The sequence below is a fragment of the Rhodopirellula sp. MGV genome, assembly GCF_002251265.1.
GTDB lineage: Bacteria > Planctomycetota > Planctomycetia > Pirellulales > Pirellulaceae > Stieleria > Stieleria baltica_A.
Genome location: NZ_NPDI01000073.1, coordinates 153920 through 169241 on the forward strand (window position 1 = coordinate 153920; position 15322 = coordinate 169241).

Below are 15322 nucleotides of genomic sequence, written 5' to 3' on the forward strand. Positions count from 1 at the left end.
GACCAAATCACAGCGAAACGGCCCTTTCGAGCCAACGGCGCAGACAAGGAGGTATTCCAAACACGCTAATTGGCCTTCTTCTTCGCAGCCTTCTTCTTCGCAGCCTTCTTCTTCGCAGCCTTCTTCTTCGCAGCCGAGCCGCCTCCGGCGTCCAGCAACTTGATGAACGCAGGCGGCAGTTGCTTCTCTCGTGCGAATTCGATCGCCGTGCAACCGATGACGCCTGCACCATGGCTCACCAAGGCTGCGATGACGTTCGCCTTTGGCTGTGGGCTCTCCATCGCTTTCATCAGCGGAGTGCTACCATGAAATGCCGCGTTCACATCAGCACCGGCTTCCACTAAACAGTCAACCACCTTGGGATCGGTGATCTTCGAATGCAACGCATTCCTGCCATTTTTGTTGGGGCCGACCGAGGCGTGATGAGCCAATAAAGCGGCAACCAATTCTTGAGCATTCTTTGGCGCCGACGCTGCCTCCATCAGTGGCGTGATCCCGTATTCGTTTGGAATATCCGGCGACGCCCCCGCATCGAGCAACAGTTTGGCCGCGACGAGATCCCCTTCCTCACAAGCTTCGCACAACGCAGTCGCCTGAAACTGATCGGTTTGGGCGTCTGGATCCGCCCCATGATCGAGCAGCATTAGCGCTATCTTGTAACGCCTATTTTGGATCGCGAACTGTAGGGCCGTGCGATTGCCACCATCAAACAGTCGTTCGTTGATTGGAAACCCATCCAACAAACCGTTCTGAACTGCTTTCTCATTGCCCGTGCGGATCGCGCTCGCGAACGCTTTGACCAATGCTTTCTGATTCACATCAATCTCCTATGTTTCCGCACAAACTGACAACCATCCCAAGCTCGAAAGCAGCCGTCGCTTTGGCATACAGCGCGTCGACCGCATCTGATTCACTGTTTGCATAAGCAACTTGGATATGGTTCGCTTTGTGGCGAGCCATCATCTGATTCCGGGACACGCCACGTAGGACGGCATGCATGATTGGCCACTGGGAAGTCGTCGCATCCCAACGCCGCTGCGTCTCTTCGGGCGGCAACTCGATAGCATCGGCCAAGCCCAGATCCATCTTCAATCGGTCGTCTTCGACATAGATCCGCGACCAAATGACAACGCCAGGCTTGCTAATGCCGCGCACGGTACTGCCACCGGATGGGAAATACATCGGAGGCTGCCGATACCCTTCGGCACCATTCCAGCCACCGACGAAGTGGGCCGGTGGCGCGGCGCCGCTGATTTCCAATACCCAGACTTCTTCGTCGGTCGTTCCGGAAAGATCACGATCTGACCAACGCAAATCGTGCAGGGTGTTTTCCGTCGGCTGGCCAAGTGCCGAATGTACCCTTTGTGTGAGCAGTCCATCCAATCCCGCGCACTCGTCGACTTCGTTGAAGTGCGTTAACGCACGATTCGGATACAGCACCTCGGCCCCCTCCCGATCCATAACCGGCGGCCGATCGGTATTGTTGAGCATGCCTTCAACAAGGTCGCTTGCCGGAAGCAGATCTTTCAACCCTTGCTGATACTGGATACCGATAGCGTCGCAACCAAAATCCGCAGCAATTCGTACGGCGGCGACATACATTCGGCATTGGTCCAAAATCTGTGCGTCCGTCAAGTCACTCGTGTGCTCAGGTCCGGTATGGAACTTCATTCCCGCCTTGTCCAACCAATCACGAACTGCCTGTGCGTCTGATTCTGAAACCTGCTTGGTTTCGAAGTACAGGGCAGACTGGCTTAGGCGTTCCTTGAACACTCCCGTCGCGTTCAGAAGATGATCGGGAATGATCGCGTTGAACATCCCCATGCAACCTTCGTCAAAGACGCCCAAAATCGCTTTTTCGCGGCGCAGCGTTGTCGCGATTTCTTGGCCGGCCTGACGCGCCATTTCACTTGCCACCGACGGATCGAACGGTCGCACGTGTGTCGTGTCATGTTCCACCTCGCCGCTGGTCAGCCAACGACTGAGCTGCTGCGTGAACCATTCGTCGTCGAACGATTCGCTCCATAGCGAACTGTATTTCACACCGGCTTTACTGAGCGATCCGTTGAGATTCAACAGTCCGACCAGCCCCGGCCAAGTCCCCGACCAATTGGCCACGGTCAAAATCGGTCCCCGGTGCGTCGTCAATCCGGCCAACACATGATGAGAGTATTGCCACACCGCTTCGGCGACGATCAATGGGCTGTCGGGGTCAAGCTGGCGAAACACCTCAAGACCTTGACGCTGCGACGCGATAAAACCGTGCCCGCGCTGCACATCAAACTCATGGCCGCGTTTAACAGTCCAACCTAATTTCCCAATCGCCGACGAAAGCGCGGCTTCCATCTCCGCTTGGGCCGCCCAACAAACTTGGTTTGCAGATTCTCGCAAATCGCCAGAGGCGATCAAGGTAACAGTATTTGCCATCTATCTTACGGTGGGGAAAATGAAACGGTGGGTGGGGAGGGATCTCTGTCTGACGATAACAAAAGAATCGCCATCGCGATTCTAAGAAGTTGGATCGGTCTGGCTTGACGATTGAACTTGCTCGGCAAGCTTCCGATAGCGCCGATAGATCTCATCATACGTGTTCTGGTCAGCAAGCTTGGGTTTGACAATCCTACGCTGATCTTCAGGAACGGACGCCATCGCAGTTGCGGCTTGAGCAATCGATTCGAAACCGCTTTTGTCGGTACCGGCAGCAAACATCCCCAGAACCGCAGCGCCGACTGCCGGACCTTGCTGCGAAGGATGAACTTCGATTTCGCTGGCCAAGACATCTGCATAAACTTGAATCAAGGCGGGATTGTGATGGGGCAGTCCACCGGTCGCGACAAACTTGTTGATGGCAACACCACCTTCACGAATCACGTCGACGATCCAACGAAGTCCAAACGCTGATGCCTCTAAAAGCGCCCGATAGAGATGCGCCGGTGTGGTCTGGAGCGAAAGTCCCGTCCAAGCGCCTTTCACGGCTCCGTCCATCAACGGTGTTCGGCACCCGTTCATCCAGTCCAAACACAACACGCCTTCAGCGCCAGCGGGCAACTTCATTGCATCGCACGCGAGTTGCTCGAACGAATCCAGATTCAGTGTCTTTAACAGCCAAGCAAAAGCGTCACCCACCGCCGCCTGTCCGGTCTCATAGCCATATAGCCCCGGCAAGATTCCGCCGTCGACGATACCGGCAACACCAGGAACGGTTCGAAAGTCAGGTGCGTTCAACATGTGGCAACTGCTCGTTCCCATGACCATCACAAGCGTCCCCGCTTCGGCTTCGCCAACACCGGGAACGCCGCTGTGCGCATCGATCGTCGCGGCTGACACAGCGATTCCTGCACGCAACCCCATTTGTGTCGCCATCGATTCACAGAGGGTTCCGGCACGTTGTCCGGGGGACAGCATCCGCCCTGGCATCTTCTCCGCTGCGGCCTCGGCCAACCTGGGATGCACGGCGGCTAGATATTCCGCGTTGGCATAGCCGGTGTCCGCGGACCACAGCGCCTTGTATCCGGCTTGACACGTCGACCGAGGCAGCGATTCGGCTGCACCGCCCACCAGTTGCCAGACAAACCAATCGCCCCCTTCAAGCCAAACCTCGGCGGCATCGGCAACGTCTGACGCAAGCTCGATCGTTTCGAGCAGCTTTGGAAAAAACCACTCCAGCCCAATGATTCCGCCATAGCGATCCAAAAACGCTTCGCCTCTCTGCTTGGCGATATCATTCATCCTGGTCGTCTGCTCGATCGCACCGTGATGTTTCCACAACTTTGGCCAAGCGAGTGGAACGTTTGCGAACGAAGCCAACTGACAGAGTGGCGTCCCATCCGCAAGTGTTGGCAGCATCGTGCAACTTGTGAAATCAACGCCGATGCCAACGACGCGATCGGGATCAATCGAACTGGCCTCGAACACCGCGCGAGTCGCTACGACAGCAGAGTCGATCCAGTCCTGTGGACATTGCAAGGCATAGCGTGCGGGCAGCGGCTGAGAAGCCCCCGGAAGGCGATCCAGAATTTGTCCGTTCGCATAGTCGTTCGAGAACACACCGAGCTCGCTGCCTCCCGCATCAATCAAGACGGCACGAACAGATTCGGTACCAAAGTCCAAACCGAGAGCAACAGGAAGATCATCGGACGGCGGTTGAGCCGGTGTGCGCGCAGGCATCGTCATCGGAGGGTGGGGAGGGGGAGAAGCTTGCCAGCACAGGATTCTATCAGCGTCTACCTGCACCGTGTGCTTTCACCATCTCTCAGCAACTGTGAACAATCCAGGCACTGCGAACAATCACTGCCAACAACTGCGAAACTGACATTCGCACCTTTCTACGGCACAACAAGCGTGACGCGTAACGGCAGGCTTTCGATCACCATCGGAAGCCTGCCGATATAATCGCCATCGAGTTCGAAGGCGACTCGCTCGTCCGACTCGATGCGAATCCGATGCGTTTGAAAGCGTTCGATATCCTGATGCCGCTCTAAACTCCCGCTCAACGCTCCCGCGACATAACGCAGCCCACTGATCAGGCCACGTCCCGACATTGCCACCACGTCGAGTTGGCCGTCGTCGTCGATTGCGGTCGGTGCGATTTGCAAACCCGCCGCGTAGCGTGGCAAATTAAAGACCATCGCCCACCGGCAAACCGTTTCGTCGATCACGGTATCGTCGTCTGCCAAGCGACTGATGCGGATTTTGGGGAACCGATACCGCTGCAACGTTTGCAAGATCGGAGCAACATAGCTGGATCGGCGAATGTGACCTTTACGGCGAAGATGCAATCGCCGAACAACTTCGGCATCAAAGCCGGCAGTGGCCATGATCAGAAACAGCCGCCCATTCGCGGTCGCCGCGTCGATGCGTCGAATTTTTCCGCCAGCGAGTGAAGCGAACACCGCTTCAGCCGTCGACGCTTGGCCGACCATTTTCCCGACCAAGTTCTCCGTCCCCATTGGCATGGGCAGCAACGGCGTCTCCGGAAGCGTGCGTGATGCGACTAGCCCAAGTGTACCGTCACCTCCTGCCGCAATCACAACCGGTTGGGGTGCGCCGACATCGGCGGCATGCCTCGAAATTCTCGCCAACTCATCCGGACAGCCGACTTCATGAAACTTCAATCCACGCTCACTCAACAGCTGACGAAGCAGCGGGATCTGCTCTCGATTGGCGCCGCTTCCTGCTTTCGGACTCGTAAACAGCAGAATCGGTCTTGAAAGCAGATCCATCGGTGGGCACGGCACAGCGAGAGGAACAGAACAGATCGACATCACAGAAGCAGCCTTGCGTATCAGACGCCCTTTGCGGTGAGTAAAACCGATGCCCGGATGTGAAACGCGAGGTTTCACAACGAAAGCGGCAAATTTCTTTTCAAATCGGTCAGACACTGCCCGTTGAGTGCCTAAATCTGCCTTGTGGCGGCGCTGGATTGATTGATACCACCGCATCTGGTGCAAAACCGTCCAATGCGCGTAATGCATCGCGCCCGGATCGATCCGGGTGATCGAATGGTTCGTCATGGAAGACGGACTGCCAAACCTGCCGGAATAGCTCGTTTTCGCCCTATGGAACTACCCAACAATCTCGGCCAAACAGCCAAGCACTTGCTGATGGTATTTGTCATCACGCTCGCCGGAGCGGGACATGTGTCCGCGCAGTTCGGTGGTGCGGGGGGCATGGGAGGTATGGGAGGCGGAGGTGCCGGCGGAAGCGGCGGCGCCCCGGGGCCTTCCGAGCGTCCCAAATTCCGTGACTTCAAACACACCACAGACACCCTGGGAATCGGGCGTGAAAGCGGCGATCAAGTCGTCTCTGCCGTCACCGTCCAAGGCAACAAGTCCGTCGGCCAGCACGAAATCCTACAAAAACTGGAAACCAAATCAGGTCGATTCTATCACCGTGAAACGCTGCTAGGCGACGTCCACCGATTGAATGAAATGCGGGTCTTTGACCACGTCACCTTCCGCACCGACGAAACCCCGAAAGGCGTCGCGGTGACGTTCATCGTCCATGAACGACCACTGATTACCGAGGTGATGTTCCACGGTGCTCGCGGGATGAATGAGCGTGAATTGGCTGGACGTGCGGGCCTTGCTGTCGGCGACCCACTCAGCGAGTTCGCTGTCGAATCGGCCCGTCGCCGGCTGATCGATTTCTACAAAGAAAAGAAATTCAACCAAGTCACGATCACGACATCGATCGGTTTCGGTGATGTCCCCGGTCGCGTCGTGTTTCGGATCAACGAAGGCCCTCTGGAACGAATCAAATCAATCGACGTCATTGGGAACACGATCCTGAGTGACGCCCGATTGAAAAAAATCATCAAGAGTCGCGAAGCGCCGCTCGGAGTGGTCCTCTGGGCTTTCAACTCCGCTGATCTTGCACAAATCGACAAAGACGTTGACCTTTTGGCGGCACACTATCGCAATCTCGGATACCTGACGGCAACAGTCGGCCGTCAAATCGAGTACGACAAAAGCGGCAAGTACCTACACGTCACCTTTGTCGTCAACGAAGGCAAGCGGTTCCAAATTAAAAACATCCAGATCGTCGGCAACCGCTTTGTCACGGAAGATTCGCTGCGTCAGCGGCTCGAATTGAAACCCGGCGACATGTTCGACGGCACCGTATTGCGACGCGATGTCGGCGAGATCGTCTATGGATATGGCGAGCTAGGGTTTATCTACGCCGATGTCCAACCGCAAACGATCATGCGGGAAGAAGAAAACATGGTCGATTTGGTCTACAAGATCGAAGAAGGCGATCGCTGGAAAATCGGCGAAATCCGCGTCAACATCGAAGGCGAACCGCACCTGATGCGGGAAACCGTGATGCTGAACTTGCTCGACCTGCACGAAGGTGACTTCATCGACCGCCGACTTTTGGAAGTCGCTCGCCGACGGATGACACGTGGCCAATTGCTGGAAACGAATCCGCAAATCGCGGACCCACCAGACATCATCGTCGAACCGAAGGAGGATGCGTACTAATGAACGCTCCGACCAAACGATCGACCAGCTCCATTGCGAAACACTTCAAGAATCCTTTTTTGCACACACGGCCAACGATGCTCCGACTTGATCGCCATGCCAACTCCGACGCAAGTCAAACCGACGTGTCGAAGTCGACGGGTGCCACACGCCTTTTCAAAGCGTGTGCGATGGAACTGAAGTCATGCCTCTGGGATTCGCAAACGACACAGAGCAAACTTTCGCTCAAATCAATCGCCGCTGCGGCCGTCGCTGCAATCGGTTGCTTCGCCAGCGATGCTTCGGCACAACAGTTTGACCCGTATGGTGGCGGATACACTCAAACCGCTCCGCAATACGCTAATCCACAGCAAACCGCGACACCACGGAACTACACCCCGTCGCAATACCAAGTCCAGCCGGGCCTGAACACACCGCCAAGCTATACCAACCAGCCGGCTCCCCAAAGCCAGCAGGGCTACGGGAACCAGCCTAGCTACGCCACATCCGGCGCTGGCGTTCCGCAGCCGCAAACAAACGTACAGCCGGCCCCATCTGTTGCGGCCGCCCCTGAATTTCCACCACGGATGTTCGGGCCCCGCACCCAATCGCTGATGCCCGGCACTTCTGTGCCAGGAAGCGGGACTGCGTATCCGCCAATCGGGACCGATCCGGTCTACACACCCAACGTCCGCACCGCAGATTTGCTGATCAACGGCTTTCCCGCGCGAACCGGGCGAATCATGCTCGGTGGTGCGGTCAATAGTGATGCCGGGGTGACCGGACAAATCACAATCGATGAACGCAACTTTGACATCAGTCGCTGGCCGCGTTCTTTCAGTGACCTGTTCAGCGGCACCGCGTTTCGTGGTGCCGGCCAAACGTTTCGACTGGAAGCCGCACCCGGCAGCGTGTTCGACCGATACAGCTTGCAATTCGCCGACCCAAACTTGTTCGGGTACCTTCCGATCAGCTTCTCAGCCAGTGGATTCCTGTACGACCGTCGGTTCAATGACTGGGACGAAGAACGCCTGGGCGCGAAAGTGTCCCTGGGCTATCGCATCACTCCCGACCTGTCATTGGCAGTGGGCGTCGGCGGGCAGAACGTTGACATCAGCCGACTCCGCTTGCCCGGCGTCTCTGCCGAGCTCGACGCTCTTGTCGGCGACAACGAACTCTATACCGGCAACATCACGCTGACCCACAACACGCGTGACAACCCGATCCAGCCCAGCGAAGGTCACTACTTCCAATTCAAATTCGAAGAAGCGTTTGGTGATTTCGACTACGCCCGCTTCGAGCTCGAATACAGAACCTACTGGCTGCTCGCTGAGCGAGCCGACGGCAGCGGAAAACAAACGATTTCGTATAGCACTCAGTTTGGCTACAGCGGCGACGATACCCCGATCTTCGAACACTTCTTCGCCGGTGGCTACGCGACTCTACGCGGTTTCAATTTCCGCGGTGCTGGACCGGTCGCGGGCGGGCGCAACGGGATCCAAGTTGGGGGCCAATTCGAGTGGCTAAACTCTGTGGAGTATATGTTCCCCATAACGGCAGATGACGCGTTCCGAGGCGTCTTATTTTGCGATTTTGGTACCGTCGAAGAAAGCGTGAAGCTGGATTCTGATACATTTCGTGTGTCCCCCGGTGTTGGATTCCGTGTTGCGATCCCAGCCCTTGGACCTGCACCGCTCGCATTTGACTTTGCATTCCCTGTCAACAAAGGCGAATTCGACGACGAGCGAATGTTCAGCTTCTACATGAGCCTCATCAAATAGCCTGCGTCCCTTCCCCTGCGTTCGAAGTACATGTCCGTACCGTGGTCCGAACAGATCCAGCAGCGGTACCGGTGTGTGCTCACCGACGACCTTCGCGCCTGGTTTGACGACGAGATTTGGCGATCCGCTGATGATGGCGGTGGCCAACGATTCCTGCTCGCGATCGAACCGGAAGCCCTGTTGGCACCAGCCCCGCATGCGGTCTGGCCGGCCCTGATGCCATGCGATTTCCTGCCGCTGATTTCCAACGGAATCGGCGACCACCTTTGTGTTCGCCTTGGCCAAAACAATCGCCCCACTGAAATCGTTCAATGGTTCCATGGCGGCGGCGACTGGATTCCCTGGGGATCGTCACTCTCCGAAGCAATCTACTTCGACTCGGTACGGCAACAACTCCCCGGCGGACAACGCGAGCATGCGTTCGCCGCACTCGAAGATGACTCGCCCCCCCGCGACTCCCACGCGGTCGACGACTGGGCGATCGGGCGATTGAACGGACGCGTCAACCAACTCACGCCGAATAATGCCCCCGAACAGCTCGCCGAGCATCTGCTTCAATGCAAACTCTCTGAGGTCGCTGTCCGCTGCCAGCTTTGCATCGCGGCGATCGACAACCCAGCCCTCCAAGAGCTCAGCCATAGCAAATGGAAAAGCGTGCCGGCTGTCGAGAAGCAACAGTACCTGTTTGATTGTCGCCTCGTGCCGCAATCGCTCGCATTAAATATCGGCCTGCAAAGCGATACTGCCTGCGCCGCACAGGACTGGGCCAAGGTCGCCGAACACTGCCAAGCGATCGACACACGGCGACACGACCTCGCCTGGGTCTACGACTTATGGGGCTACAGCTTTGAACGGAGTGACAACCGCGAACGAGCAATTGCATGCTACCGGAAAGGCCTGCAGTGCTCAGTATTCACCGACCAAACCGTTCGCGTCCGGACACACGCTTTCATCAACGAAGGCCAAAAATTCTCCGCCTCGAGGTTACAGCAACTTGGCTACCGCAGCGCAGACCCGAGTGAGCAAGAGTACCTAGACTGCCTTGCCGCCAACGACGCTGCCGACCGCCGACAAATGGTGTTCGACCACTTTGCGAACCGAGCCCAAAACGCCGCGCCCAATGATACCTACCAAGCACTCATGAAAGCCGGCTGGGACCTTGGCGCAGAACCGATGCCGGCTTACGGAGAACTGCTCAGCCAGATCGCCAACGCAGCCGAATCGGCTGGCATGGCCGCCGTCGCGACGCTCGCATCGACACACCGCGACTGCTTCAAAGAACGCTACGGAATCTAGGAATCGCGTTTGCTCCAACGCAGCGTGACAACCGGCAACTTCCTGTGCCAGCACCAACTGAGCCGTTACGCGCTAACGTCGGTTACCAACGATCGGGATACAGACACCAGCCAGAATCGCTAGCACCGCAAACGCTGAGCACGAGCACGAGCACGAGCACGAGCACGAGCACGAAAGGCATTAATGCACGAAAAAACCGACGCTAGCGTGCGTCAGCAAATGAAAATCCAATTTGCAATCCGCTCGGCTCCCCTCTTCAACCGCAGCATTTTCACCTGCGGCCATCGGATCGAGCGACTCATCACTTCGTCCGCCACAACAAGCGGACGAAGGAACGATCAGCCTTGAACTAGCCAGCCATTCTGGTGATGCGGTTTCCTGGCTGCGCGATCTCGGCAGCGTTGGGCTGGTAGCGATACTGCATTAGATACGCGTCTTCGATCGTGTCGTCATAGAAGTCTCGCAAGACACTGATCGCACGGAAGCCGAGCGACTTAAAGAACAACTGGGCATCCAAGTTGGTTTCGCGGACTTCCAACATGATGCGATTGCGTCGTTCGTGCGAGAGCTTGCCGAACAACTTGCTGCACATCGCGTTGCCGACACCGTCGCGGCGGTGATCGGGGTGAACTGCGAAATTCAAAATGTGCAGTCGATTTTTGTGCAATTCATAGATCATGAACCCGACGATTTCGTCGTCTTTCTCAGCGACCATCCCGATGCAGTTCCGCTGACGCAGGCAGCGGATAAAGTCATCCTCGTTCCATGCAAATTCGAAGCAGGCTTTCTCGATTCCGAGAACCGATGGCATATCCCGGCGGATCATCCAACGAATATGTACACAGACCGGGGTTTCTTTGGCTTGTTTCACTTCTGGTCTCCTTTCCAGCGCGACGAGTGCCCCGGCCGGCGTTTGGAAATACGCGGGGACATCGAATTAGTTCCGTCAACCAAATCAGCAAAGCGTCCCGTTCATCAAGCCGTTTGCCGTTTCGCGAAAAATAGCAGACGGCCTTTGGCGAACCAATACGGATTAGGGACACTTTCGCGGTTGACCGAGATCAGTCGTCAGTGCTGGAAAAAACAGGGCACGCAAACGTACCCGTGATCAGGTGTCATGGTTCACCTGACCCCGGGCGACACACGCGTTTGTGGGGCAAGGTTATTCAAGCGGGTTGTCGCTTTACCGCCAAGCAAAAAAGCCGCCGAATCGCTAAAAAACTGGTACTAACTCAACGCAGCTTGCCAAAGCCCCAAGGCGGGATTCTGGATGAAATAGAACTCGTTACCATCGGCGTCTTTATGCCACCCGTCGGTCAACGTTTCCGGGTTGTAGCGCTGCATCAACTCGTTGATATCGCCGGGCGTGTAATTCACCGAGCGAATTTCGTCTGCAGAAAGCTTCCCGGCCGCATAGACGACTTCGAAGCGGTTTTCCGAGGAGCCATGTACCAAGTGGGCAGCCGCCGAAGGGTTCGCCGCGAGGTCCTCGTTATCACGCACCAGATCGACGATTTCTTTTTTGGTCAGGTAGCCATAACGACGAATCAGTCGATCGATTTCGTGATCTTCGCCGAACTCCTCCACGGCAGGCCCCAATACGGTCAAGCGACCGCCATCGGCGATTGCCAATCGAGTCCGGTAGATGGCCTTGTTGCCAAGCCAGGTGCTCTTGAATTCGTTCGGATCCAAATACGCGACAATATGCTGAGGCGGTTTTTCCAGGTGGGTGATGTTGACGCGATACGAAAGATCCGCCGCTTTGAAAAACGTTTCGTGGTCGTCCCCGATATAAAGCCCACGCGTGTGAAGTGCACCGTCAGGCATCTGCTGGATGACAGTCAACGCATACAGCAGTGGCATCTCGCGACAAAACTGGTCTTGGGCATAGTTCAGGATCTGCCGCAATGGCGTGTTGGCTTGACCGAGCGTTTGCTCGATGCCGTAGACGGCGCTCAAATAGTGGCTTTCATTGATTCCCTCCGCGCCACCGGTGCCAACAAAGATATTTTTGTTGTAGTTCGCCATCCCGATCACTTCGTGCGGCACAACTTGGCCGATCGAAAAGATCAAATCGTGGCCACCGTCGCGCAGCAACTTATTGACCTGTGCCTGCCAAGGCCTGTCGTACAATCCGCCGGTTACATTGGAAACGAATTCGGCTGGGACAGTCCCCAAAGTCACGACGTCATCACGCCAGCGGTGTGGACGAAACAAGTCTAACGGGACACCGGGAAACATATGGTCCAGTTGCGCCGGCTTCATCGGGCTGTGTGTTCCGAGAGCTGGCATGATGTCGGCGATCGCGTCCCCCAGCATTTCGTAGCACAGCGAAGTAATCTCGCCTGCGCGGCTGAACAAACGCGTGTGATCGGGCGGCAGCAACAAAGCTTTCTTTGGTGCGCCGATCTTTTGAAAGGTCTCGTGCAACGCGGAACGCAGATCATCGCTCGTCAGCGACGTCGACTCGCTTCCGGTTTCGAAATAAATGGTCATGGGTAGGAGAGGGCGAAGAGTGGCAACGGAGGGAGCGGTACAAGCATCGAAAGGATAGAAGAGGCGTCAATGAGCAACCAGTAGGGTGTCTCGCGGACACACGATGGGTTTTAGACTCCGGCGGGTTCGATTGACGGCTGGGGTAGATCTTTGCTACCCAAAGTCGGAAGACGTCTTTTTAGCAACGATGACCACGGCCCGATGAACGCTTCCGACATGATTCCCTTCCGACGACTTGCCACCTTGGTCGCGATCGTTTCGATTGCGCTGGTGACGCCTCGCCGGTCCGCCGCCGAATCGCCCCTGGTTGACCGCTGGTCGCCCCCAGTCGAATCTTTCGAAACATTCCCGTTCACGCAAGTTGACTGGGAATCGATCGACAGTCCTGGGACCGCTGTTTCAGAGATTGCGTTAGTATCCGCCGAACTTCCCCTCGACTTGCCTGCCCTTCCGTCGAGCGAACCAAACGTCAAAACGGCGTCGATGCCAATCGGTGAGGCGATCGAATCAGGGCAGACCGGTGAAACGATGCCACTGGCCGAAGATTCGATCCGTTGGTACCAAGTGCCTTGGCAATGGCTGAAAGACGGCTGGAAAAATCACGCCGAGTTTGGCCTCGACGGCAGCAGCGGCAACTCACGTACGCTTGCCCTACAAACCGGTTTGGAGATGAAACGCAGTACCGAACGGTACACGTTGGAACTCGATTTCGATTACCGCAAAGCGACAACGCGCGGCGTCACAACCGAAGACAACGGGCGATACAACCTTGATTACAACCGAATGTACAAGGACTCGCGATGGTCAGCCTTTGGAAAGTTCGGTGCCGAATGGGACCAGTTCAAAGCGTTTGACCTGCGTCTGAACTTCAACGGTGGTGCCGGATATTATTTTATGCGCAGTGACGACGCGACACTCGCAACCCGGTTCGGTGCTGGTGCATCGAAAGAAATCGGTGCCCCAGATGATTCGTGGAAACCTGAAGCAGTGTTCGGCTCCGAAGCCAACTTTCAGGTTAACAAACGAAACCGAATCAAAGGCAAGCTGGAGTACTTCCCGGCCTGGGAAGACTTCTCGGATTTCCGTTTGGTCGCCGACGCGGCGTGGGAGATTTTGCTCGACGACGCCGAAAATCTGTCGCTAAAACTCGCCGTCACCGACCGCTACGACAGCACTCCACAGGGGGCGCGTCCGAACGACGTCTATTATTCGATGCTGCTGTTGATCAAGTTTTGATACGCGACCGACGATCTTCTGTCCGCACAACGAAAAATCCGCAGAGAATCCAAATGCCATGCTGGCTTCGGTTCCCTGCGGATCGCAGTTTGGTCAGATGCGTTCGCTTGGCTTAGATCAGCTTGGTTTCACCAGGCACGGCGAAGCTTGACTCGGGACGCGAACCTTCGTAATCAAAGTCCGCCGGGAACAAGTCCTGCTTCGATTCCTCGGTCAAGAAACTCCAATCGACCTTTTGACCGGTGTAAGCAGCCGTTCGGCCAAGGACTGCGGTCATCGAGCTGTCAGCGGTGTCTTTCAGTTCGACGATCGGGTTGCCGGCACGAATCGAATCGACCAAGTCTTTATGTTCTTGACGATAGGCATCCTGAATGTTGCCTTTCATTGACCAGATTTCGTTTCCTGACTTGTCATAGATCATCGCACCACCGTTGCTTCCCAAGATGGTCGCCGATCCATTGGATCCGTAGATACGATTGCCGACTTCAGATTGAGTCCCACGGATCTGACGACACATGAACGAGACTTGCCGGTCGCCGGAGTAGCTGAAATCGACCGACATGTTGTCCCACATCTCGCTGTCGTCGGGGCGAGTAAAGCGTCCGCCACCTGCGTAGGCCGATTCCGGTGGGCCGCCCATGACCCAGTTCATCACATCGACATTGTGAACGGCTTGTTCAGCGATTTGATCGCCTGACAACCAGACGAAGTGCATCCAGTTGTAGATCTGGTACTGCGTATCGGACATGCCTTCTTTGCGAGCGCGATACCAAATGCCGGTGCTGCAGTAGCGAGCGGTCATGTTGATCACGTCACCGATCGCGCCTTCGTGAATACGGCGGATCGCTTCAACGTAGTTGGTTTGTCGACGGTACTGAGTCCCGGTAACGATTGCGGTACCGTTCTCTTTGGCCAGTTGATGTGCGGCCAAACAGGTTCGGTAACCGGTCGGATCAACACACGATGGCTTTTCAGCAAAGACGTGCTTCCCAGCCTGGACCGCTTCCATTACATAGGTTGGACGGAACCCGGGCGGAGTCGTCATCAACACCAAGTCGATTTCTGGGTCGTCAAGAATCCGTTTGTAGGCATCGATACCGACATAGTTCTTCGACGCATCAACGGAAACCTTTTCACCGAATGTCTTCTGCAACCGTGGCAGGATCCCGGTCGCTTTTCCCGGATCAATATCAGCGGTCGCGACCAGCTTGATGTTTTCATTGATCGTCATCGTGTCGCTGAGCGCGCCGCTGCCGCGTCCGCCCAAACCGACAATCCCAATTCGGACCAATTCGGTGTTTGCCGCGGCTGCGTCGGCGGCATGTACAGCCGGTACGTGCATGGCTGCGGCACCCACGGTTGATGCCGCGACCGAACCTTTCACCATAAAGTCACGTCGTGATGACTTGTCTGATGCCTCGCTTGGCACATCGGGGTTGGAGTGATTGGATGTTTCGAAACGGTCTTGCATCACGAGAAATTCCTTAGCGGTAAAGTTGGCGGGGATTGATGCAGAATCGAGAGCTCTGCACCAGATCGAATGACGGAGGG

At 56.3% G+C, this 15322-nt stretch carries 11 protein-coding genes; 4 read left to right on the forward strand and 7 right to left on the reverse strand.

Translation table 11 applies throughout. From position 1 onward, the window contains the following. Positions 1-65 precede the first annotated feature (65 nt). The 4 genes from CGZ80_RS25680 to CGZ80_RS25695 all read right to left on the reverse strand — a co-directional run bounded on the left by CGZ80_RS25680 (position 66) and on the right by CGZ80_RS25695 (position 5222). Positions 66-818 (reverse strand): ankyrin repeat domain-containing protein, encoded by a 753-nt coding sequence (locus tag CGZ80_RS25680; protein ID WP_094418537.1) that lies wholly within the window; start codon positions 816-818, stop codon positions 66-68. A 1-nt stretch (position 819) separates the two neighbouring features. Continuing rightward, positions 820-2427 (reverse strand): fucose isomerase, encoded by a 1608-nt coding sequence (locus CGZ80_RS25685; RefSeq protein WP_094418538.1) that lies wholly within the window; start codon positions 2425-2427, stop codon positions 820-822. A gap of 81 nt (positions 2428-2508) precedes the next feature. Then, positions 2509-4173 (reverse strand): ribulokinase, encoded by a 1665-nt coding sequence (locus CGZ80_RS25690; protein ID WP_233148675.1) that lies wholly within the window; start codon positions 4171-4173, stop codon positions 2509-2511. Between the two features lie 152 nt (positions 4174-4325). Beyond that, a complete protein-coding gene (locus CGZ80_RS25695) occupies positions 4326-5222 on the reverse strand; it encodes a diacylglycerol/lipid kinase family protein (RefSeq protein ID WP_158222851.1) in 897 nt (298 codons plus the stop codon). 336 nt (positions 5223-5558) lie between these two features. Between CGZ80_RS25695 and CGZ80_RS25700 the strand changes: the two genes are divergently transcribed. The 3 genes from CGZ80_RS25700 to CGZ80_RS25710 all read left to right on the forward strand — a co-directional run bounded on the left by CGZ80_RS25700 (position 5559) and on the right by CGZ80_RS25710 (position 10039). Next, complete coding sequence (locus tag CGZ80_RS25700) at positions 5559-6983, forward strand: outer membrane protein assembly factor (RefSeq protein WP_233148676.1); 1425 nt, start codon at positions 5559-5561, stop codon at positions 6981-6983. 77 nt (positions 6984-7060) lie between these two features. Beyond that, positions 7061-8743, forward strand: a complete 1683-nt coding sequence (locus CGZ80_RS25705) for a BamA/TamA family outer membrane protein (RefSeq protein ID WP_094418577.1) — start codon at positions 7061-7063, stop codon at positions 8741-8743. A 30-nt stretch (positions 8744-8773) separates the two neighbouring features. Then, the gene (locus tag CGZ80_RS25710; protein WP_143544159.1) at positions 8774-10039 is read left to right on the forward strand and encodes an SMI1/KNR4 family protein; all 1266 of its coding nucleotides are present in this window, start codon (positions 8774-8776) and stop codon (positions 10037-10039) included. 349 nt (positions 10040-10388) lie between these two features. Here CGZ80_RS25710 and rimI read toward each other — a convergent pair whose 3' ends face one another. Continuing rightward, positions 10389-10865, reverse strand: coding sequence for a ribosomal protein S18-alanine N-acetyltransferase (gene rimI, locus CGZ80_RS25715; RefSeq protein ID WP_094418578.1), 477 nt, complete (start codon positions 10863-10865; stop codon positions 10389-10391). A gap of 401 nt (positions 10866-11266) precedes the next feature. Beyond that, complete coding sequence (locus CGZ80_RS25720; RefSeq protein ID WP_094418541.1) at positions 11267-12535, reverse strand: D-mannonate epimerase; 1269 nt, start codon at positions 12533-12535, stop codon at positions 11267-11269. Between the two features lie 201 nt (positions 12536-12736). Here CGZ80_RS25720 and CGZ80_RS25725 point away from each other — a divergent pair, with 201 nt between their 5' ends. Continuing rightward, positions 12737-13771: a DUF481 domain-containing protein gene (locus CGZ80_RS25725; RefSeq protein ID WP_094418542.1), complete on the forward strand. Its 1035-nt coding sequence runs from the start codon at positions 12737-12739 to the stop codon at positions 13769-13771. A gap of 112 nt (positions 13772-13883) precedes the next feature. On the opposite strand, the gene CGZ80_RS25730 is transcribed toward CGZ80_RS25725, so the two are convergent. Next, positions 13884-15242 (reverse strand): Gfo/Idh/MocA family oxidoreductase, encoded by a 1359-nt coding sequence (locus CGZ80_RS25730; RefSeq protein ID WP_094418543.1) that lies wholly within the window; start codon positions 15240-15242, stop codon positions 13884-13886. Positions 15243-15322 lie beyond the last annotated feature (80 nt).

What these genes read in the sequence shown, in the direction of transcription:
- CGZ80_RS25685 (WP_094418538.1), bottom strand. Translation starts at nt 2,427, where the DNA reads ATGGCAAATACTGTTACCTTGATCGCCTCTGGCGATTTGCGAGAATCT.
- CGZ80_RS25690 (WP_233148675.1), bottom strand. Translation starts at nt 4,173, where the DNA reads ATGACGATGCCTGCGCGCACACCGGCTCAACCGCCGTCCGATGATCTT.
- CGZ80_RS25695 (WP_158222851.1), bottom strand. Translation starts at nt 5,222, where the DNA reads ATGGATCTGCTTTCAAGACCGATTCTGCTGTTTACGAGTCCGAAAGCA.
- CGZ80_RS25700 (WP_233148676.1), top strand. Translation starts at nt 5,559, where the DNA reads ATGGAACTACCCAACAATCTCGGCCAAACAGCCAAGCACTTGCTGATG.
- CGZ80_RS25705 (WP_094418577.1), top strand. Translation starts at nt 7,061, where the DNA reads ATGCTCCGACTTGATCGCCATGCCAACTCCGACGCAAGTCAAACCGAC.
- CGZ80_RS25710 (WP_143544159.1), top strand. Translation starts at nt 8,774, where the DNA reads ATGTCCGTACCGTGGTCCGAACAGATCCAGCAGCGGTACCGGTGTGTG.
- rimI (WP_094418578.1), bottom strand. Translation starts at nt 10,865, where the DNA reads ATGATCCGCCGGGATATGCCATCGGTTCTCGGAATCGAGAAAGCCTGC.
- CGZ80_RS25720 (WP_094418541.1), bottom strand. Translation starts at nt 12,535, where the DNA reads ATGACCATTTATTTCGAAACCGGAAGCGAGTCGACGTCGCTGACGAGC.
- CGZ80_RS25725 (WP_094418542.1), top strand. Translation starts at nt 12,737, where the DNA reads ATGAACGCTTCCGACATGATTCCCTTCCGACGACTTGCCACCTTGGTC.
- CGZ80_RS25730 (WP_094418543.1), bottom strand. Translation starts at nt 15,242, where the DNA reads ATGCAAGACCGTTTCGAAACATCCAATCACTCCAACCCCGATGTGCCA.